The 19,652-nt window shown below is 62.2% G+C and carries 19 protein-coding genes; 13 read left to right on the top strand and 6 right to left on the bottom strand.

Annotated elements, in window-relative coordinates:
* Positions 1 to 16: 16 nt before the first annotated feature.
* Both JK208_RS00435 and JK208_RS00430 read right to left on the bottom strand, forming a co-directional pair.
* Positions 17 to 2,590, bottom strand: a complete 2,574-nt coding sequence (locus JK208_RS00435) for a bifunctional diguanylate cyclase/phosphodiesterase (RefSeq protein WP_211573941.1) — start codon at positions 2,588 to 2,590, stop codon at positions 17 to 19.
* Between the two features lie 229 nt (positions 2,591 to 2,819).
* The gene (locus JK208_RS00430; protein WP_249201853.1) at positions 2,820 to 3,578 is read right to left on the bottom strand and encodes a DsbA family protein; all 759 of its coding nucleotides are present in this window, start codon (positions 3,576 to 3,578) and stop codon (positions 2,820 to 2,822) included.
* 232 nt (positions 3,579 to 3,810) lie between these two features.
* Here JK208_RS00430 and JK208_RS00425 point away from each other — a divergent pair, with 232 nt between their 5' ends.
* Positions 3,811 to 5,229, top strand: a complete 1,419-nt coding sequence (locus JK208_RS00425; protein WP_211573939.1) for a gamma-glutamyltransferase — start codon at positions 3,811 to 3,813, stop codon at positions 5,227 to 5,229.
* Positions 5,230 to 5,282: 53 nt separating this feature from the next.
* On the opposite strand, the gene fliP is transcribed toward JK208_RS00425, so the two are convergent.
* On the bottom strand, positions 5,283 to 6,035 hold the full coding sequence (fliP, locus tag JK208_RS00420; RefSeq protein ID WP_211574304.1) for a flagellar type III secretion system pore protein FliP: 753 nt from the start codon (positions 6,033 to 6,035) through the stop codon (positions 5,283 to 5,285).
* A gap of 11 nt (positions 6,036 to 6,046) precedes the next feature.
* Entirely contained in the window at positions 6,047 to 6,352 is a 306-nt protein-coding gene (locus tag JK208_RS00415) for a flagellar biosynthetic protein FliO (RefSeq protein ID WP_211573938.1), read from the bottom strand.
* Positions 6,353 to 6,559: 207 nt separating this feature from the next.
* On the opposite strand from JK208_RS00415, the gene JK208_RS00410 reads away from it, so the two are divergent.
* The 7 genes from JK208_RS00410 to recA all read left to right on the top strand — a co-directional run bounded on the left by JK208_RS00410 (position 6,560) and on the right by recA (position 11,255).
* The gene (locus JK208_RS00410) at positions 6,560 to 6,970 is read left to right on the top strand and encodes a flagellar basal body protein (RefSeq protein WP_249201852.1); all 411 of its coding nucleotides are present in this window, start codon (positions 6,560 to 6,562) and stop codon (positions 6,968 to 6,970) included.
* Between the two features lie 13 nt (positions 6,971 to 6,983).
* Positions 6,984 to 7,391, top strand: coding sequence for a flagellar basal body rod protein FlgC (gene flgC, locus JK208_RS00405; protein ID WP_194261792.1), 408 nt, complete (start codon positions 6,984 to 6,986; stop codon positions 7,389 to 7,391).
* A gap of 5 nt (positions 7,392 to 7,396) precedes the next feature.
* The gene (fliE, locus tag JK208_RS00400) at positions 7,397 to 7,744 is read left to right on the top strand and encodes a flagellar hook-basal body complex protein FliE (protein ID WP_194261791.1); all 348 of its coding nucleotides are present in this window, start codon (positions 7,397 to 7,399) and stop codon (positions 7,742 to 7,744) included.
* A 2-nt stretch (positions 7,745 to 7,746) separates the two neighbouring features.
* The gene (locus JK208_RS00395) at positions 7,747 to 8,019 is read left to right on the top strand and encodes a flagellar biosynthetic protein FliQ (RefSeq protein ID WP_194261790.1); all 273 of its coding nucleotides are present in this window, start codon (positions 7,747 to 7,749) and stop codon (positions 8,017 to 8,019) included.
* 59 nt (positions 8,020 to 8,078) lie between these two features.
* Positions 8,079 to 8,933, top strand: coding sequence for a flagellar biosynthetic protein FliR (locus tag JK208_RS00390; RefSeq protein ID WP_349291947.1), 855 nt, complete (start codon positions 8,079 to 8,081; stop codon positions 8,931 to 8,933).
* A gap of 3 nt (positions 8,934 to 8,936) precedes the next feature.
* A complete protein-coding gene (locus tag JK208_RS00385) occupies positions 8,937 to 10,013 on the top strand; it encodes a flagellar biosynthesis protein FlhB (protein ID WP_211573936.1) in 1,077 nt (358 codons plus the stop codon).
* Positions 10,014 to 10,217: 204 nt separating this feature from the next.
* Positions 10,218 to 11,255 (top strand): recombinase RecA, encoded by a 1,038-nt coding sequence (recA, locus tag JK208_RS00380; RefSeq protein ID WP_194261788.1) that lies wholly within the window; start codon positions 10,218 to 10,220, stop codon positions 11,253 to 11,255.
* A 65-nt stretch (positions 11,256 to 11,320) separates the two neighbouring features.
* On the opposite strand, the gene JK208_RS00375 is transcribed toward recA, so the two are convergent.
* Together JK208_RS00375 and JK208_RS00370 are read right to left on the bottom strand one after the other, a co-directional pair.
* On the bottom strand, positions 11,321 to 12,295 hold the full coding sequence (locus JK208_RS00375; protein ID WP_211573935.1) for a ferritin-like domain-containing protein: 975 nt from the start codon (positions 12,293 to 12,295) through the stop codon (positions 11,321 to 11,323).
* Positions 12,296 to 12,349: 54 nt separating this feature from the next.
* Positions 12,350 to 13,027 (bottom strand): ATP-dependent Clp protease proteolytic subunit, encoded by a 678-nt coding sequence (locus tag JK208_RS00370; RefSeq protein WP_194261786.1) that lies wholly within the window; start codon positions 13,025 to 13,027, stop codon positions 12,350 to 12,352.
* A gap of 165 nt (positions 13,028 to 13,192) precedes the next feature.
* Here JK208_RS00370 and JK208_RS00365 point away from each other — a divergent pair, with 165 nt between their 5' ends.
* From JK208_RS00365 to recJ, 5 genes are all read left to right on the top strand, one after another.
* Positions 13,193 to 14,188 (top strand): hypothetical protein, encoded by a 996-nt coding sequence (locus JK208_RS00365; RefSeq protein ID WP_211573934.1) that lies wholly within the window; start codon positions 13,193 to 13,195, stop codon positions 14,186 to 14,188.
* Between the two features lie 123 nt (positions 14,189 to 14,311).
* A complete protein-coding gene (locus JK208_RS00360; protein ID WP_099286197.1) occupies positions 14,312 to 15,538 on the top strand; it encodes an LL-diaminopimelate aminotransferase in 1,227 nt (408 codons plus the stop codon).
* Positions 15,535 to 16,824: a homoserine dehydrogenase gene (locus tag JK208_RS00355; RefSeq protein WP_211573933.1), complete on the top strand. Its 1,290-nt coding sequence runs from the start codon at positions 15,535 to 15,537 to the stop codon at positions 16,822 to 16,824. Before JK208_RS00360 ends, JK208_RS00355 begins: the two co-directional genes overlap by 4 nt.
* Positions 16,821 to 17,822, top strand: coding sequence for a class II fructose-bisphosphatase (gene glpX / locus JK208_RS00350; protein WP_194261782.1), 1,002 nt, complete (start codon positions 16,821 to 16,823; stop codon positions 17,820 to 17,822). The genes JK208_RS00355 and glpX overlap by 4 nt, the downstream gene beginning before the upstream one ends.
* Before the next feature lie 10 nt (positions 17,823 to 17,832).
* Complete coding sequence (gene recJ / locus JK208_RS00345; protein WP_211573932.1) at positions 17,833 to 19,632, top strand: single-stranded-DNA-specific exonuclease RecJ; 1,800 nt, start codon at positions 17,833 to 17,835, stop codon at positions 19,630 to 19,632.
* Positions 19,633 to 19,652: the final 20 nt, after the last annotated feature.

The raw sequence follows: 19,652 nt of genomic DNA, 5'->3' as shown, positions 1-19,652 counted from the left end.
GTCTCCACATATCTTTTCAGGACAGATCCGCCACCCGGCGCCCCCAGAAGAGCGGCACGTCTTCCTCCGGAACCGGGCGCCCCAGATAGAACCCCTGAACTTCCGTACAGCCCTGCTCCTGCAAATGCCGGCAATGCTCCGGCGACGAGACGCCCTCTGCCGTCACCGCGACGCCAAGATCCCGTCCCAGCGCAATCACATTCCGCACCACGGCCGCGCTACGCGCATCCTGCAACATGTCCTGAATAAAGGCCGCATCCAGCTTGATCTTGGAAAACGGAAACTGTCGCAGATACATCAGCGTCGAAAATCCTTTGCCGAAATCATCCAGCGCAATTCCAACACCCCTGAATTCCAGTTCGCGAAAAGCATGGTGCACACGGGGCCCGACCTCAAGCGCCTGCGTCTCCGTCACTTCGATCTGCAACCGGTGGGCCTCCAGCCCCGTATGCGCCAGAACCTGGAAGATACGCCCCGCAATATCGGGGAGAGAAAAATGCGTCGCCGTCATATTGACCGAAACCCATAAGGGCACAGGCCAGCGCCGCGCCGCCCGGCACGCATTTTCCAGAACCCAGAAATCGAACTCCAGCCCGCCTCCCGTCTCGGCAATCGTGTCGATGACCTTCCCGATCGACAGATTCCTCTGCCCTGCCCCTTTCCAGCGGGATAGCGCCTCAAATCCGATCACCATCCCGGTCTGGGCATTGACGATGGGCTGATACACCAGCGCGAATGCTTTTTGCCGCAAAGCCTGGCGCACATCCCTGAACAGACTCTGCTGACGGCTTCCCGCCATCTCCTCGCACGGATCAAAAATGCTGTAACGCCCGACCCGCTCTCCCCGCGCATCCCGCAGCGCTGTCTCGACAGCCTCCACCAGCACCTCACCGTCACCGGTCGTCGATACCGCCATACCAATCGCGGGCTCCACGTCGATGACATCCCCGGCTATGCTAACAGCGCCGCTCAGCGTCAACAGAATCTCCAGCGCCAGCGCCTCAAGAAACTGGCGTTTCCGCTCGACCGGAATTCCTGTCACAACCGCCAGATCCATCGCGCCGTACCGCGCTACGAAACATCCCTCCGCGCCGTTCAGATGGGCGGGGACATTCCGTGCAAGACAGGCCTTCAGTCGCGAAAGGCTCTTCTGAAGAACCTCTGCAGCCTCGTCCGGCGTCACCACACGTCGCCGCCCGAGACTGGAAACATCCAGCGAGATGAGAACGACCACGAACGCCTGAGCGCCACGCATCGTCTCCAGAAGCCTTTTCTGAAGATGCTCCTGACAGGCCAGCCGGTTCGGCAACCCGGTCAGAGCATCATGCCGCACGCGATGAAAATGCCGCTCCCGCACACGCTGGAGAGCCGTCACGTCGGCGCCCACTCCCAGATATCCCCGAAACACTCCGCCCCGGAACACCGGCTCTCCCGTCAGCATCCACCAACGCGCGTCTGACCCGGCCACGGCCCGAACCACCAGTTCCCGAAACGCCAGCCGATGCGTCAGACAATACGCCAGATGTCGTTCTGAAGAGATCGAACCAGACTGATCAAAGCTGGCCGCGGGTATCTCCAGCAGGCTTGCCAGCGTCCTGCCCGCGATCTGCGTTTCATCACGCCCCAGAATCCGGCAAAGCCCCGCCGATGGGTTGCGCAGAACACCCGCCTCGTCCGTCTCCCAGAGCCAGCGCCCGGTCGGTGCCGCAGAGCGCCGCGTGAGAAGCGACAGGATATCTGCCTGCTCCCGCTGTTTCAGACGCGCCATCTGCATCCGCCACAGCAGAACACCCACCAGCCGGTTGATCCCCACAACGAAAAGCCCGCACACCGTCGCCATAAGAAAGAACGACGCCGTAAACAGGACCGACCGGTAAAAACAGCCCTCCAGCAGCGCCCCATAGGCCCCTGCGATGATCGGGACAACCATGGCCTCAACGGCTCCACTCACCGGAGCACAGAGCAGAAGGGGCGCCATCAGCCCAAAACACACACCAAGCGTCAGAAGATGGATGTCTTCACAATGCAGCCGAAACACCAGAATAATGAAAACGAACCAGACGAGCCCCAGCGCCCCGTTCAACACCCGCAACGCCCTGCGGATCGCCGCGTAATCCGCAAAGCTCCGCATACTTCTGATATTTGGCTGAACCCGGGAAAACCAGAGCAGTAAAGCGCCTTCGATCCCCACAAACAGGAAAAGGGCCAGCCACCAACTCGATGACCACACACCCAGCGCCACCACCGGCGCGCTCACCGCCTGCGCCAGAAGATGAATGGGAAAAAGGAGCCTCAGGGAACGCAGCTGCCCCCTGTTGAACGCAGTCTGAAAATACGCCGGAACCTGCGTCGCCTGAAAAACCAGGGCTTTTTTCAAAACGGGGGAACGGCTGCGGTTAAAAACGCCCAAGACGGCCCATCGCACCACCAGCGATTGCCGGAACCACCGCCTCAGGCGCGTTCCCCCAGAAGCCCGCCGGTCCGGCTCCTCAGCACAGGGCCCGTCCTGCCCTCCTGCTGCGCCAGAAACCCCGGATCCCCGTTCCCCACCAGCGCTGCTCCCCGCGCCGGACTGTCTGTCGTCTTTCATACACCATCATACCAGTGGAGCACGTCAAAAGTCCGAAACGACTTCGTCAGGATCAGAAGAACGCCGTTTCACGAAAACAGGAAAACCATACCGGCAAATACGCGCTTGCCAAACCCCGGAAAACCGGTTCCGCACGAGTTCCTTTAACGTTCACAAAGTCTCCCTTCGCGAACGTTAAAAACACCAGCCGTTTTTAACTTTTCAGCAAGGATTTCTCGTACCCAAACCCTCAGGCTTTACGCGCACGCTCCAAAAACGCATCCATCTGATCTGCCTCAAGCGCCCCCGGCGCGACAGCCGCCGTACCAAAAATGAAGGTCGGCGTCCCATCCAGACCAACCGCGCGTCCCTGATCCAGATTTGTCGTGATCAGCGCCACGGTTTGGGGCGAGCTCATATCCGCCGTCAGCTTTTTCGCATCCAGACCATTGGCCTGCGCCAGAGCGACGATCCGCTCCATGCTGGGCTTGGTGGTGTCTTCCATCAGCGCCTTGCGCATGACGTCATATTTGCCCTGCGCACTGGCCGCGAAAATGGCCCGCGTGTCCAGAACGCTGTTGCTCCCCAAAACCGGCACGACTTTCTCGACAAGCCGCACATCCGGATGACGGCTCAGGAAACGATCCACCTCGCCCATCATGGACCGGCAGTACGAACAGCGCGGATCGTAGAACTCCACCACCGTGACCTTCCCATGCGGATTGCCCCGGATGGCAAAGTCAGGAGCGCTCTGAAGCTCGGACTGATGCGCCTTCACAGCAGCAAGCGTCGAATCCTGCTTCTGCTCCTCGGCCTTTTCACGGATTGAGCGAATAGCATCCGTCAGGATGCTCGGGTCGTTCTGCAATGCGTCGCGCATGATGCCGACAATCTCGGCGCGCTGGGCTGGCGTGAAGGACGTGACCGGAGCCGCCAGAGCCTGTCCGCCCACAAGAAAGGCCATTCCGGCAACAACAGCAGACGCCGTGGCAAGCAGATGGTGTTTCAATGGAAAGCTCCGGATCAGCTGAAAGAAAGACAGAATGTCTGATCCATACGCCATAAAGAACGTCCACCGCAAAGAGAAGACACCAACTCGCCCCTCCCACAAACCGCAGATTGCCGTTATGAGGGAACAAGAGCCGGAACCGGACCCACGGCGCAGACCCGTCTGCCCGCGCCCGTCCTCCGCAAAGGCCACGAGGCCGGACAGTCGTGACCAGACATTGGAGAAACGCCAGGTGGCGCATCGTCAGCACCAGATTTCCACCCCGGACGCCACACAGACCCGTCGCATCGCGTCCCGTCTCCCGGCCTCACTGATGGCCTCGGTGGCCTCGGGCCTGCTTTTGGGCGCCTGCTCGTGGATCCCGGGCTCCCACCTCGTGGGCATCAGCGAAACAGCCGCCCCCGCAGGCGGCAGCATCGGCACAGTCGTCGCAGACGAGCCTCAGGCCGCACTGGTCGGCCATGACGTGCTGGCCCGCGGCGGCAACGCTGCCGATGCCGCAACCGCCACGGCCCTCGCCCTCGGCGTTACCCTGCCCTCCCGTGCTTCCTATGGCGGCGGCGGAGCCTGCCTGATCAGCCGACCCGGCGAAGCGGCGCAGTCCATTTCCTTCCTGCCCCACCCCGGCACCAGCAAAGGCGCCGACCGCCCGGCCGGCACACCTGCCAGCTTCCGTGGCCTGTATCTGATGCAGCTCCATTTCGGCACGGTCGAGTTCAACGATCTGATCGCCCCGGCCCTGAATCTCGCCAGCACCGGCATTACCGTCAGCCGCGCTCTGGCAACCGATCTGGCCGCCGTCCACACGGCCCTTCTCGCGGATGAAAATGCGCGCGCCATTTTCGGACGCGGCGAAGCCAACACGCTCGCCGCCGGCGACAGTCTGGCCCAGCCACGCCTCGCAGGCTTCTTAGAGCGCATCCGCGTCGCAGGCGTCGGCGACCTCTATAACGGCGCCCTCGCCGACGTTTACGTCACTGCCGCTCAGAAAGCAGGCGGCGGTCTGAATGACGACAACATGCGTCAGACCCTTCCCGTCCAGACGGACGCCCTGACGACCCATCAGGGCGGCATAAACGCCGCATTCCTCGCCCCACCCGCCGATGGCGGCCTCGGCGCGGCGATCCGCTACACGACGGGCGCTTCCGCACAGGGTGCTGTCGCCGCATGGCGTGCCTCCGGCAACACGACCCTCGCCGCCGCTCAGGCAGCCCTCGACAGCGGCCGTTCCGGCAGCGGCAACCTGCCGCCCCTTCCCGCTTCGACATCCTTCGTCGTGACCGACCATTCCGGTATGGCCGTCGCCTGCGCCCTGAGCGAAAACAACCTGTTCGGAACAGGCCGCATCGCTGGCAGCACCGGCGTTGTCCTCAGCGCCTCCCCGGCCCGCACGCCACAGCCCCTGCTTTCCGCTGCAATCCTGCATGACCAACGCAGCCTGCGCGCCGTCATTGCGGCTTCAGGCCAGAACGAAGCCGCGGACGCTGTCGGAGACGCAGCCCGTGCCGCCGCCCATGACGCCCCGATCCCCCATGAAGGCGCAGGTCGCATCAACGCGATTGTCTGCCATGGCGACGATTCGTGCCGCGGCGTCACCGACCCCCGCGCTGCAGGCCTCGCGGCAGGCACCACAAACGACAGCGCCCACTAACAAAAAAAGCCCCGCCGATTATTGAATCGGCGGGGCTTTTTCATCTCCGGACCCTATCCGGTAAAACTTCGCACCAGACTTCCCGCGACCAGTGACCATCCGTCAACGACCACGAAAAAGATCAGCTTGAACGGAAGCGACACGGTACTCGGCGGCAGCATCATCATGCCAAGGCTCATCAACACGCTGGACACCACCAGATCGATGACCAGAAACGGTAGATAGAGCAGAAATCCCATCTCAAAACCGCGCCGCAACTCCCCGATCATGAAGGCCGGCACCAGCACACGCCAAGGCGTATCGCCGATCTTCGCAGGCGGCTTCTCATGCGCAATATTGAGGAACGTCGCCACATCCGCAGGCCGCGCCGTCACCGCCATGAAGTCGTGAAACGGCTGGGCCGCCGCCGTCATCCCCTCCATTTCCCCAACACGCCCCGCCATCATCGGCTCGATCCCCGCATCCCACGACTTCTGAAGCGTCGGCTGCATCACAAATAGAGTCAGAAACAGCGACAGCCCGATCAGAACCGTATTGGGCGGCGTCCCCTGCGCGCCAAGCGCACTGCGCAGCAGCGACAGAACGATCACGATCCGCGTAAACGCCGTAATCATCACCAGCAGGCTCGGCGCCAGAGAGAGAACCGTAATCAGCGCCGTAAGCTGCACCAGACGACTGGTCGTCCCAGCTCCCCCCGTCGCTCCGTTCTGCCCCAGATCAATGCTCACGGACTGCGCATGCGCCAGCGACGGCACACACACGCACGCGAGCAGCATCACAAACGGCAAAAATGCTCCAAACCGCATCAGAGCCTGCCTCACGCCACGTCCTCCACAGCGGAGTCATCCAGCGCCGAGGCAAACGTCTCCCGCTCCGTCCAGTCCATCAGGATGTCCTGATTGCCCCCCGTCAGAACCAGAACTTCCCGCGTGCCATACCGCACAACTGAAAGACGCCGCGTCCGGTCAAGTGCCATCTGCCCCACAAGTGACAACCCAGCTTGCCCGCCCCGCGCGCCATTTTTTTTCTGCTCCAGCAACCGCAACAGGGGCCGGCTACAGAAAATCAGCACAACAATAAAAATCAGCGCGGCAATCGCGTTCGCGCATTCATGCAGGGTCATAGGTCAGTCATCCTCATTCCCCGGCATGATGCCCAAGATCGGTTAATGACCGCTTAATTGATGACGAATTTCACGCAGGAGGCGGACGGCACTCCTCAAAACAGGCGATGCATATCGGTCGCCCACCCCCGAATCTGCGGCTCAGGCAACCATTTATTAAAGATTTCACGCCATCATGCCCCTCGCCGGCATTTTCCCGGTTCCTGCATGACGGAGACTGTCGCGATGCGGAACATCGACTCAACAAGCGCAGGCGGCACCGACCTCTTTTCTCTGGGCCGTGACCGCATGAACTGGCTTCAGGCCCGTCAGCAGGTGCTGGCTGGCAACATCGCCAATTCCGATACGCCGGACTATCAGGCCAAAGACGTCTCCCCGTTCGAAGCCGCTCTGGGCGAATTCGACATCACACCAACCGTCACGCAGCCCAATCATATCGGATACACCGCCTCTCGCGCGCACGTCATCGAAACGTCGTCGGAACAGTCTCTAGACGGAAACCAGATCTCACTGGACCAGCAGATGGAACAGGTCGCGGATGTGAACGACCAGCAGCACCTCGCTGTAAACGTCTATTCCAAATATCTGAGCATGTTCCAGACAGCGCTCGGCAAATAAAGGACGCTGACGGATGAACCTGTCCACCACCATCGGTATTTCCGCAAGCGGCATGGACGCACAGTCCCAGCGCCTGCGTATTGTTGCGGAAAACCTCGCCAATCAGGATACAACCGGCTCCCAGCCGGGTGCAGACCCTTACCGCCGCAAAACCATCACCTTTGCCGAACAGGTGGACAACGAAAGCGGTGCCTCAACCGTCGGCGTCCAGAATATCGGTCAGGACATGTCGGATTTCGACACCCGTTACGACCCGTCCCATCCCGCCGCCGATGAGCGCGGCTACGTCAAGGTTTCCAACGTGGATTCCATGACCGAGATGATGGACATGCGCGAAGCCGAGCGCTCTTACGAAGCCAACCTGAACGCCATGCAGAGCAGCCGGACCATGCTGTCCCGCACGCTCGACCTGCTGAAGTAACCCAGATGCTCACCTCCCTTTCCCACGCTCACAACGCCTACGCCGTCCAGAGCCTCCAGAGCCGCCTTGAGGGCGTGACGGACGATATTGCGGACGGCCTTCGCACTCCATCCACAGCAGGCAGCAGCAGTTCGGGCACAGATTTTGGATCCGTCCTCTCGCAGTCCGTCAACAGCGTGATCGACAGCGGCCATGATGCCGAAGCCAAGGCAGCGCAAGGCCTCACAGGCGGTGGCGACATGACCCAGATCGTCACCGCCATTTCAAACGCACAGCTTGCCCTACAGACCACGACCGTGATCCGCGACCGCATGGTGCAGGCGTATCAGGACGTGATGAAAATGACGATCTGACCATGCAGGCCATCGATCTGGGCGCCATTCTGGAGCAGACGTTCATTGTTGCTCTCAAACTGAGCGCCCCTGCCCTCCTGACCGCGCTTGGCGTCGGCCTTTTGGTCTCCTTGGTCCAGGCCGTAACGCAGCTCAATGAAGCCACGCTGTCTTTTGTTCCAAAGGTTCTGGCCATCGGGGCCGTCATGGTGATGGCAGGGTCCTTCATGACCGCGACGCTCATCGGTTTTGCCCGACACCTCTTCGATCAGCTCATTCTCGTCGGCACGACCTGAGGCTGCCGCCTTTCAGACCCGGATTTGACTGACATGCGCGCACTCAAAGAAACCGTCCTGTGAACACGGGTCTTGCCAATACAGCAGCCCCTATAGCGCTTCAGGGCCTTGACCTCAGCGGCCCGGTTCTGAGCGTCTGGGCCCTCGCTTTCGTGCTGGTTCTCTCCCGTACTGGCGGGGTCGTCATGCTCATGCCGGGCGTTGGTGAACAGTCCATGCCGATGATGGTCCGCGCCGGATGCGCCATCACGCTGACAGTCCTGCTCCTTCCGCTCGTCGCCCCCTTGCTCATGCAGACACATCTGGACGCACTCGCGCCTGTCGCCCTGTGCGGCATGATCGCCGTCGAACTTTTCGCGGGGGTTCTGATCGGCTGGATGGCCCGACTGATCTGTATGGCCCTGCCAATTGCCGGTCAGATCATTGCAGTCTGCATGGGCATTTCCAGCGTCCTTCAGCCCGATCCGGATCTCGGGTCCGGCAGTTCCGCTCCTGCCCGTTTCCTCAACCTTCTGGCGCCGCTCGTGCTACTCGTGACGGGGGCTTATATTCTGCCCATCCGCGCCATCCTCGGTAGCTATACCCTCATCCCTCCCGGCGGTGCGCTCCTCCTAACCAACACACATGCGCACTGGAACCTGCTGGGCGATTCCGCACAGGGTGTCATCCAGCTCACGGAACACAGCTTCGCTCTGGGGCTGGAGCTCAGCGCCCCTTTCCTGATCCTGTCCCTTGTCTGGCAAGGCATGCTGGGCATCATGACGCGCCTTCTGCCGACGCTACAGATCTACAACGCCGCCAGCCCCCTGCAACTTCTGGGCGGCATCGCCCTTCTCGGCCTCACCCTCAGCACCATGATCGCCATCTGGCAGGGACAGGCTTTCGACGTCCTCCGGGCCCTTCCGGGCCTCTGAACGATGTCTGACTCCGACGACAAAACAGAAGCCCCGTCAGCCCACCGCCTCCAGAAAGCGCGCGAGGACGGCCAGATCGTCATGTCCCGCGAGGCCATGAGTTTCGTGGCTCTTCTGGGAGGATTTTCGGGAATCTTCATGATCCTGCCCTACCTCGTGACGGATTTTGTCCACAGCATGAAAGCCCTCATGGCCAATGCAGGCACCGTCCCGATGGCACAGGGCGGTTTGCTGAACAGTACGAATCACGCCATTGAAGCCGGCCTGTCTCTCGCCGTACCCCTAGCTGCCACCGTGGCCGCCTTCTGTCTCGGTGCCGGATTTCTGCAAACGGGCTTTCTCATCCACCCCGGCTCATTGCTCCCCAAACTCGAACGGGTCTCTCCCCTCGCCGGCTTCAAGCGCATTGCAGGCGGCGGAACCCTGCCGGACACGTTCAAGGCCCTCGCAAAATTCGCAATCTTCGCCGTAGTTCTCTGGCATATCAGTAAAAACGCCATTCCAACCGCGTCACGCATGGTCGGATTGGAACCCGGCCCCCTCCTGAAAATGATGACGGATCTCGGATTCAGTGCCGCGGCCTCCATGATCGGCGCACAACTGGTAATCGCGGGCTTCGATCTTTTCTGGATGCGCTTTCGCCATATGTCCAAGCTGAAAATGAGCCGCGAAGACCTCAAGGACGAGTATCGAAATGCGGAAGGCGACCCGCATGTGAAAGGCCGCCAGAAAGCCTTGCGAGCCAAAGCCGCCAGACAACGCATGATGGCCGCCGTCAAGACAGCCACCGTGGTCGTCACCAACCCGACGCACTACGCAGTCGCTCTTGTCTATGAAAAAGGCAAAGGTGGCGCTCCGAAAATCGTAGCCAAAGGCATGGATGACGTCGCCGCCAGAATCAGGGAAATCGCACAGGACAACCGCGTCCCGATCGTCGCCAATCCGCCTCTGGCCCGTGCCCTCTTCACCCTCCCGCTGGAAAGCGAGATCCCGGCCGAGCACTTCAAGGTTGTCGCGGCCATCATCGCTTATGTGTGGAAACTCAAACGCCCCGCAGGCCTTTCCGCCCCCTTGAGGTAAGCCTGCCCCTCGCACAGGAAAAAAAACTTCCACCAAAGCCTGTCTTCCCCTTGGCGTCACAGGGTGCAGACATGATATGCGTCCCAGAAGAACATTTGCGAACACAGGCAGGCGACAGCCATGACTGACATGGCACTTTGCGAGAATGACTGCCCGGTCTATCGTGGTCTCCAAACGCCAGCCCGAACCTATTGCGAGGATTGAATGGACAAGACCAAGGCGCTTGAAGGCGCACTCAGCCAGATTGAGCGTGCTTTCGGCAAGGGCTCGATCATGCGCATGGGCCAACGGCCAAAAGTGGAAACGAATGTGATTTCCACCGGCTCCATCGGGCTGGATATTGCGCTTGGGATCGGCGGCATGCCCCGCGGCCGCATTGTCGAAATCTATGGCCCGGAAAGCTCGGGCAAGACCACACTTGCCCTGCATGTTCTGGCCGAAGCCCAGAAGAAGGGCGGCACCGTCGCCTTCATCGATGCCGAACATGCCCTTGATCCCGGCTACGCCCGCAAACTCGGCGTCAATATCGACGATCTTCTCCTGAGCCAGCCGGATGCCGGCGAACAGGCTCTGGAAATCGCCGATACGCTCGTCCGTTCCGGCGCCGTGGACGTTCTCGTCGTGGACTCCGTTGCGGCTCTCGTCCCGCGCGCCGAGCTTGAAGGCGACATGGGCGACAGCCATGTTGGTCTGCACGCCCGTCTCATGAGCCAGGCTCTGCGCAAGCTGACGGGAACGGTCTCGCGCTCCAACACGCTCGTGATCTTCCTCAACCAGATCCGCATGAAGATCGGCGTGATGTTCGGCAATCCGGAGACGACCACGGGTGGCAACGCCCTGAAGTTCTACTCCTCCATTCGCCTCGACATCCGTCGCATCGGTTCCATCAAGGACAAGGACGAGGTCGTCGGCAACCAGACCCGCGTCAAGGTCGTCAAGAACAAGATGGCCCCCCCGTTCCGTCAGGTTGAATTCGACATCATGTATGGCGAAGGCATCAGTAAGATGGGCGAACTGCTCGATCTGGGCGTGAAGGGCAACATCGTCGAGAAATCCGGCGCATGGTTCTCTTTCGACAGCCAGCGGATCGGTCAGGGACGTGAGAACGCCAAGCAGTTCCTGCGTGACCATCCGGAAATGGCCTCCGAAATCGAACGGCGTATCCGTGCCGAAGCCGGTGTTCTCGCCGACGCTCTGATGACGGACCCCGAACCCGACGCAGACGGCGCTTCGGAAGACTGAAACGAAAAAGGGCTCCCGTAACGGAGCCCTTTTTTATTGCCTGCGTCTCTTGCGAAAAAGCCCGCTCAGGCGGCAACCCGGTTGCGAACCCGATCCCAGAGCTTCGCACCCTTGATGATCGCGCGTGCAATCGCCGGGGTCGTCGTCGGCCGTAGCAGTCTTGGATCATAGCCGGCAAATCGGCGGTCGTTTTCATCCAGACAGAGCTGCATGAGGTCCGGAACCTTGACGTCCATGGCCGTCATGTCCTTGGCACCCGTGACAGTAAAATTGTTGTCCTGAGTGTGCTCGTCGCCATTCTCGTCAATCGAGCGGGCCAGCCCCATGCGCTCATAGGCGAGGAACAGCCACACCCCGATCACACGCAGTTCAAACCAAGGCCGCTTCCACACCGGCATGGTCGCCCGATGCCAGGCCAGCCAGTTCGCAAACAGCAGGATATGGCGGCATTCTTCCTGCATCACCGGCTCGAACGTCTCGATCAGTTCCTGCGGGAACAGCCCGGCCCGCTCGGCGAGGGCAAACAGTCCGAACGCAAAGAAGCTGTCCACACATTCCGAAAAACCCGTGACCAGATAGGCCCATTCCGTGTCTTTCGGCGTGATGTACGGAGGCTCCGGTGCCATCGGAATCTTGTAGGCCTCGACCAGCTTGGACAGAACTTCCTTGTGCCGGTTCTCTTCCCACGCATTCCGCGAAAGCGCGTCTTTCATGTCCGGATCGGTGATCATGTCCGCATAGGCGGCCATCCGCAGACGTGCCTTACCTTCGGTCTGGACCGCAATATCCCAGATCGGCAGGGACGTGATGCGATGCAGCGTCTCCGGATCAAGTTCAGGCCAGTCGATCACGGAAGGCTTGTACGGATTGAACGTGTCGCGGAACATCGCAGCGACAGCCCGCTTGTGTTCTTCCGTACCGGGCTTGAGCGGACCCTGGATCGGGCTGCTCCAGTGGCGCGCTTCGTAGTCAACGCGCTCTAGCGTCTTCTCCGACGGTGCGTCGGGAAGATGGGAATAGATTTCGGCCAGACTTTTCATGATGGTCTTCGCGGCGTGCCCGAAGACACGCCGTGCCCCTTGGAGCTTGTAGTTTTACTTCAGATCGGTCGCAGAATTGATGATACGGTTCACAAGCCCGTATTCGATCGCTTCCTGCGCCGACATCCAGTAGTTGCGGTCCGTATCCTTGGCGATCTTTTCGTAGGTCTGCCCGGTTTCTCTGGCGAAAAGACGGTTCAGACGCTCGCGCATCTTGATGATCTCGCGCGCCTCGATGTCGATATCCGTGGCCGGACCGCGCACCCCGCCCATCGGCTGATGCAGCAGAAAGCGCGTGTTCGGCAGACAGACGCGCCGCTCGGGACGGCCAGCCGCATAAATCAGCGCTCCGGCGGAAGCGACCCAGCCGGTCCCGATCATGTTGATCGGCGCAATCGAATCCACGAAGCGGATCATGTCATGGATGGTGTCGCCACTCTCCACATGACCGCCCGGCGAGTTCACATAGACATCGATCGGCTTGTCGGACGTTCCGGCCAGCGCCAGCAGACGACCCGTCACGTCACGGGCGATCTTGTCGTTGATACCGCCGAAAATCAGAACTTTCCGCTGATCGAACAGACGGCCTTCAAGCTCGCTGATCGGGCTGTTCAGCGTCTTGTTGTCTTCCTCGCGGGTTTCGCGCTCCGGAGCATCCGGCTCGTCATCCAGGCGGGTCGGGTTCATTCTGGTGATATCCATATCGTTTCCAGATCCAGCATGCATCTTCATATCCCCTATCCTGCGCTTCGTTTTCGTCGGTGCCAAGTCCTCCTTCCGTCTCAGGTGGACAGGACCACTCGCCATCCCCGTTCCGAACGGCTAGTGTCCGCCATATTTCGACATTCCAAAGACGGCAGGAACGGCACAGTGGCCCCAGGGATCAGCAGGCAGCCCATGACAGCGGCAACACGCAGAACTGCGGGAAAAATCCCGTTTCTCCTGCTGATGACCGCGCCACTTCTGACGGCCTGCCAGCATCGGGACATGACCGATACCGTCACCGGCTGGTGGCATGGCTTCGAAGGCGGCGAAATCGCAAAACTGCGCGCCCCTCCGCCGGGAGAAAACCTGCCTTACCCCCATGTCGGCCGCACGCCCACGCAGGCACCGAACCTCCCGACCCCGGAAGCCCGTTTGTCGCTGACGACCCGCCTTGAGGCGCAGCGGAACCTCGCCCAGCGCGAAAGTGCTGCTCAGGGCGCTCTGCCGACCATCCCGCCGCCGCCCAAACCCACACCGGCCGCCGTGACGACCGCCAACGCCGAACAGAGCGGCATGACCATGACAACCGTTGGCCAGCCGGAGCCCGAAAGCCCGTCGGCCATCAACCCGGCACCCGACACACCCTCCACGGCCTCTCCTGCGCCAGCTCAGGCTCTGGTAAAGAAGCCCCCTGTTCAGGCACAGCCCCCCGCCCCGGAAGCCGAACTTCCTCCCGTGGTGGCCAAATCCATCCCGCCAACCCCTCCGGGCGAATTTCCGAAAATCGGAGACCTCCCGCCCCCACCGCCGCAGTTTCCGGGGTTCGACCTCCCGCGTGACGCCATGCTGAGCGATCCCGTCCAGCCAGATATCGACACTTCAACTCCCGAAGGCACCCTGATCCGCTTTCAGCCCGCCACCGACCACGTCATGGGCAACCCACAGGGCGATTACCAGCATATCGTCTCACAGCGCGGCAACCGCCCCCTGACCATCCGGGGCTTCGGCGCTTTCATGAGCGCGGATGCCGCTCTTGCCCCTGCGGATCAGAACCGTGAAATCGCCCTCGGCCTGCTCCGCGCCCGCGTGGTCGCCCGCGCCCTGATCGAACGCGGTGTTCCTGCCTCCTCCATCATCCTCAAGGCCGAAGCCATCGGCGACGGCGTGCGCGTCACGATCGGAGGCTAACAGGGGGCTGAACCGAGAGGCCGAAAGACACATTGTGAGATCTGTCACAGTCAGACTGTTCCACTCCTGAAAAAACCTGTCTATCGTCGCCTCTCCCTTTCACCCTCTGCCCCAGAGCTGGTCATGACCGAAGAGTTCCACCGCATCCGCCGCCTGCCGCCCTACGTGTTCGCTGAAGTGAACAAGGCCAAGGCCGCCGCGCGAGCCGCCGGTGACGACATCATTGATCTGGGCATGGGCAACCCCGACAGCGCACCGCCCGCGCATGTCGTGCAAAAACTGATCGAGACGGTCGGCAATCCGCGCGCGCACGGCTACTCCGTCAGCCGCGGCATTCCGGGCCTGCGCAAGGCCATGGCGAACTATTACGAACGCCGCTTCAACGTCTCGCTAGACCCGGAAACCGAGGTCATCGCAACGCTGGGCTCCAAGGAAGGGCTGGCAAACCTCTCCGCCGCCATCACGAGCCCCGGCGACACGATCCTCGTCCCGAACCCGTCCTACCCGATCCATCAGTTCGGCTTCATCATCGCCGGAGCCTCCGTCCGCTCGATCCCGGCCACACCGGACGAGGACATGCTCCGCGCTCTGGACCGCGCCGTCCGCCATTCCGTGCCCAAGCCCACAGCGCTGATCGTCAACTTCCCGTCCAACCCGACGGCTTTTGTCGCGAACCTTGATTTCTACAAGGAGCTTGTGGCCTTCGCGCGCCGGGAAAACATCTGGATCCTGTCCGATCTGGCCTACGCGGAAATCTATTTCAACGAGAACGAACCGCCGCCGTCCCTTCTCGCCGTTCCGGGTGCCAAGGACGTGGCCGTCGAGTTCACGTCCATGTCCAAGACCTACTCCATGGCGGGCTGGCGCATGGGTTTCGCGGTCGGTAATCCGAAGCTGATCCAGGCCCTGACACGCATCAAGTCCTATCTGGACTATGGTGCCTTCACGCCCATTCAGGTCGCCTCCGTCGCCGCGCTGAACGGCCCGCAGGACTATGTTTCGGAAATCCGGGCCATGTACAAGGACCGCCGGGACGTTCTCCTGCGCGGACTTCAAAGTGCCGGATGGGACGTGCCCGTGCCCGCAGGCTCGATGTTCGCCTGGGCCCCTATTCCCCCCGCCTTCGCCGAAATGGGCAGCGTCGCCTTCTCCAAACTCCTGCTCAAAGAAGCCGGGGTTGCAGTTGCGCCGGGCCTCGGATTCGGGGAATACGGCGAGGGCTTTGTCCGGATCGGACTTGTCGAAAACACCCAGCGGCTGCGTCAGGCGACGCGGGCCATCAAAAGCTTCATGACCCGGCACGGCGCCGGGGCCGGAACCGCTGACCTTCTTGGAGCTGCATCATCGTGAAACCACTGCGGATCGGACTGGCTGGACTTGGAACTGTCGGGATCGGTGTCATTCGTCTCCTGCGTGAGAACGCTGACCTGATTACCGCCCGGGCCAGTCGGCCGATCGAAGTCGTGGCCATCACGGCCCGTGACCGCACGCGCGACCGTGGCGCCGACCTGTCCGCCATGCGCTGGCACGACAGCGCCACCGCCGTGGCGCAGGACCCGGAGATCGACGTCGCCGTCGAACTCATCGGCGGCTCCGAAGGTCCGGCGCATGACATGGTCCGCACCGCGCTCGAACGCGGTCTGCCGGTCGTGACCGCCAACAAGGCGCTCGTGGCCCTGCATGGCGACAGCCTCAGCCGCCTGTCTTCGGAAAAGAACGCCCCCCTCCTGTTCGAGGCGGCTGTGGCGGGCGGCATTCCCGCCATCAAACTCGTGCGCGAAGGTCTGGCCGCAGACCGCCTCCTCAGCGTGGGCGGCATCCTGAACGGGACCTGCAACTACATCCTGACCGAAATGCGCGCTACGGGCCGGGATTTCACGGACGTCCTGACCGAAGCACAGGCTAAGGGCTATGCCGAAGCCGAACCCTCCACGGACGTGGATGGCTGGGACACGGCCCACAAACTCGCCATTCTGGCTGGTCTGGCCTTCCGGCCCATCGCGTTCAAGACGCTCTCCGTTCAGGGCATCCGCGACATCACCGCGACAGATCTGAAGTTCGCCGACGAACTCGGATACCGCATCAAGCTCCTCGGAATGGCCCGGCAGGCTGACAACGGCAGCGTCGCGGCATGGGTCCGCCCCTGCCTCGTTCCCGCCAAAGCCCCCATCGCCGCCGTCGATGGTGTGTTCAACGCCGTCTCCACGCAGGGAGTCTTCAGCGGTCCAATGACCATCTCCGGTCGTGGCGCGGGCGAAGGCCCAACCGCCAGCGCTGTCGTCGCCGATCTGATCGATCTGGCGCGGGGAACCGCCATTCCGGTGTGGGGCACAACCTCCGTTTCTCCCGCTGCCGACTGCGCCAGTCTCGCTGATTTGAACAGCGCTTTCTATTTACGTCTAAACGTTCAGGACCGTCCGGGCGTAATGGCAGAGCTGACATCGGTTCTCCGGGACCACGATGTCTCCGTTCACTTTGTTTCCCAGCATGATGCTGCAACCGGATGCGCCGACCTGACAATCATCACCCATCAGGTTCCTGAAAAAGCCATTCATGCAGCCGCAACAGCACTTGCCGTCCTTCCTGTCGTGACCGGAAAGCCGCTTGTGCTCAAAATCGAGGATCCCCTTGCGTGATCGACCCTCAGAACATCCCCCCCTATCGCGTCACTGACCGCAACCTTGCCCTTGAGCTCGTCCGCGTGACGGAAGCGGCCGCAATCGCTTCCGCACACTGGACCGGTCGGGGCCAGAAGAACGAGGCGGACGGCGCAGCCGTACAGGCCATGCGCGCCGCCTTCGACACCGTCGCCATCGACGGCATCGTCACCATCGGCGAAGGCGAGATGGACGAAGCCCCGATGCTCTATATCGGCGAGAAAGTCGGCTCCGGCGGCCCTGCGATGGACATCGCGGTCGATCCGCTCGAAGGCACGAATCTCTGCGCCAAGAGCCTGCCGAACGCCCTGACAGTCGTGGCGCTGGCCGAGCGCGGCAAGTTCCTCCACGCGCCTGACATCTACATGGAAAAGATCGTCGTCGGCCCGGACCTTCCGGAAGGCGTGGTGGATCTGGACGCCTCGATCGGCAACAATCTCCGCTCGCTGGCCAAGGCCAAAAAGCGCAACGTGTCGGACATGGTCCTGTGCGCGCTTGACCGTGAAAGGCATGAAGAGCTGATCGCCTACGCCCGCGAAGCCGGTGCTCGCGTCATGCTCCTCAGCGACGGTGACGTCGCAGCCGCCATCGCAACCTGCGTGGACGGCGGCGGTGTGGATCTGTACGCCGGTTCCGGTGGCGCGCCCGAAGGCGTTCTGGCCGCCGCAGCCATCCGCTGTATGGAAGGCCAGATGCAGGGCCGCCTCCTGTTCGAAGACGACACCCAGCGTCAGCGCGCCCGCGAAATGGCGAACGGCCTCGACCCGGCCCGCAAGCTCTACCTGCACGACATGGCTGCCGGCAACGTCCTGTTCTCCGCAACAGGCGTCACGTCCGGCCCGCTCCTGAAGGGCGTGGAACGTCCAAGCGCGACCCGTGCCCGCACGCATTCCATCGTGATGCGTTCAAAATCCCGCACGGTGCGCTATATAGAGAGCCATCACAGCTTCAAACCACAGGCAGAACCCGCGTCCTGAACGGAGAACCATGCTCGCAGACGATACGGGCGCCGTCCTCGGCGTAACCCGAAGTGCAGGAAACCGCCGCTGGATCTGGCGCGATCCCAGACTGGCGGAAGCAGACAACCGGCTGGCTCTCGCTCTCGCCCAGCAGGCCAATATTCCTGAACTTCTGGCCCGTATCCTCTCGGCACGAGGCGTCGCACCCCACGACGCCTCTTCGTTTCTCAATCCCCGCCTGCGCGACGCCATGCCCGACCCCTCCTGCCTGCAGGACATGGACCGGGCCGCCGAACGTCTCGCACAGGCCGTCCGCAACCACGAGCATGTCGGCCTGTTCGGCGACTACGACGTGGACGGCGCCTGCGGCACAGCCCTCGTCTGCGACACGCTGCGCGAACTCGGCTGCACCGTCAGCACCCATATCCCCGACCGCCTAACCGAAGGCTACGGCCCCAACACCGCAGCCCTTGAAAACCTGCTGTCACAAGGTGCGACCCTGCTGGTCTGCATCGACTGCGGCACAGCTGCGATCGACATCCTCAACGGCCTGACAGACCGTGCCGACATCATCGTTCTCGATCACCACAAACCCGACGGAGCCGCCCTGCCAAAAGGCATCGTGGTCAACCCGAACCGGCTGGACTGCACGTCGGGCCTGAACAACATCTGCGCCACCGCCGTCGCCTTCCTCACTATGGTCGCCACGATCCGCCTCCTGCGCCGCACCAACTGGTTCGACGACGGACAGGCCATCCCCGACCTGCTCCAGCGCCTCGACCTCACGGCCCTCGCCACCATCTGCGACGTCATGCCCCTGACCGGCCTGAACCGCGCACTGGTCATGCAGGGTCTGCGCGTCATGTCCCGCGGCGAGCGCCTGGGGCTGGCCACGCTCTCTTCCGTCGCAGGCGTAAAAGAAGAGGCCAGCGCGATGGCCTGCGGCTTCGCCCTCGGCCCCCGCATCAATGCGGGCGGTCGCATCGCACAGGCCGATCTGGGCCTGAAGCTTCTGCTGTCCGAAGACGTCGTGGAAGCCCGCGCCCTGGCCGAACAGCTCGACCGCGTCAACCGTCAGCGCCAGACCGTCGAATCCACAATCCTCGATTCCGCCATGGAACAGGCCCAGCAGCAGCTCGATGCAGGCCATGCCGTCATCTTCCTGCACGGTGAAAACTGGCACCCCGGTGTCGTTGGCATCGTCGCTGGCCGCCTGAAAGAGCGCTACAACCGTCCCGCTCTGGTCGCCGCCCTAACCGATGGCGTCATCAAAGGCTCAGCCCGCTCGGTTCCCGGACTGGACCTCGGAACCGCCATCATCGCTGCCCGCCAGAACGGCCTCCTTCTCACGGGTGGCGGGCATGCCATGGCTGCCGGTTTCTCCCTTGCCGCAGACCGCGCCGAAGAGTTCCACGCCAGCCTGAACGCACAGCTTTCAACCGCGCTGTCCCTCCCCAAACAGGACGCGCTGAAGCTGGACGGCATCATGACGCTGGCCGGGGCCTCCATCGCCGTCGCCGATCAGCTCGCCCGACTGGAGCCCTTCGGCCCCGGCAACGAAGAGCCTGTCCTCGCCATCAGCAACGTCCGCTGCGTGAAAAGCGAGCGCATTGGCAAAGACGGCAACACGCTCCGCGTCATCCTTCAAGGTGAGGACGGAAACACCCGCCTGCGGGGTCTGGTCTTCCGTGCGGGCGACAAACCCTTCGCCCCCCTGCTGGAAGACCGCGCCATGCCGCTGCTCCACGTCGCAGGCACATTGCGCGCCGAAACATGGCAGGAGCGAAAAAATCTATCTTTTTTCATTTCCGACGCAACAGCCGCTTGACGCCCCCCGAAACCCCTTCT

It is taken from the genome of Gluconobacter sp. Dm-74, from assembly GCF_018256135.1.
GTDB lineage: Bacteria > Pseudomonadota > Alphaproteobacteria > Acetobacterales > Acetobacteraceae > Gluconobacter > Gluconobacter cadivus.
Note: the sequence above shows the minus strand (reverse complement) of the source record. Positions and strands in the feature narration are given on the sequence as shown.

Excerpts from the sequence above, each read along its gene's own strand:
- JK208_RS00435 (WP_211573941.1), bottom strand. The coding sequence starts at position 2,590 with ATGAAAGACGACAGACAGTCCGGCGCGGGGAGCAGCGCTGGTGGGGAA.
- fliP (WP_211574304.1), bottom strand. The coding sequence starts at position 6,035 with ATGCGGTTTGGAGCATTTTTGCCGTTTGTGATGCTGCTCGCGTGCGTG.
- JK208_RS00415 (WP_211573938.1), bottom strand. The coding sequence starts at position 6,352 with ATGACCCTGCATGAATGCGCGAACGCGATTGCCGCGCTGATTTTTATT.
- JK208_RS00410 (WP_249201852.1), top strand. The coding sequence starts at position 6,560 with ATGACGGAGACTGTCGCGATGCGGAACATCGACTCAACAAGCGCAGGC.
- flgC (WP_194261792.1), top strand. The coding sequence starts at position 6,984 with ATGAACCTGTCCACCACCATCGGTATTTCCGCAAGCGGCATGGACGCA.
- fliE (WP_194261791.1), top strand. The coding sequence starts at position 7,397 with ATGCTCACCTCCCTTTCCCACGCTCACAACGCCTACGCCGTCCAGAGC.
- JK208_RS00395 (WP_194261790.1), top strand. The coding sequence starts at position 7,747 with ATGCAGGCCATCGATCTGGGCGCCATTCTGGAGCAGACGTTCATTGTT.
- JK208_RS00385 (WP_211573936.1), top strand. The coding sequence starts at position 8,937 with ATGTCTGACTCCGACGACAAAACAGAAGCCCCGTCAGCCCACCGCCTC.
- recA (WP_194261788.1), top strand. The coding sequence starts at position 10,218 with ATGGACAAGACCAAGGCGCTTGAAGGCGCACTCAGCCAGATTGAGCGT.
- JK208_RS00375 (WP_211573935.1), bottom strand. The coding sequence starts at position 12,295 with ATGAAAAGTCTGGCCGAAATCTATTCCCATCTTCCCGACGCACCGTCG.
- JK208_RS00370 (WP_194261786.1), bottom strand. The coding sequence starts at position 13,027 with ATGAAGATGCATGCTGGATCTGGAAACGATATGGATATCACCAGAATG.
- JK208_RS00365 (WP_211573934.1), top strand. The coding sequence starts at position 13,193 with ATGACAGCGGCAACACGCAGAACTGCGGGAAAAATCCCGTTTCTCCTG.
- JK208_RS00360 (WP_099286197.1), top strand. The coding sequence starts at position 14,312 with ATGACCGAAGAGTTCCACCGCATCCGCCGCCTGCCGCCCTACGTGTTC.
- recJ (WP_211573932.1), top strand. The coding sequence starts at position 17,833 with ATGCTCGCAGACGATACGGGCGCCGTCCTCGGCGTAACCCGAAGTGCA.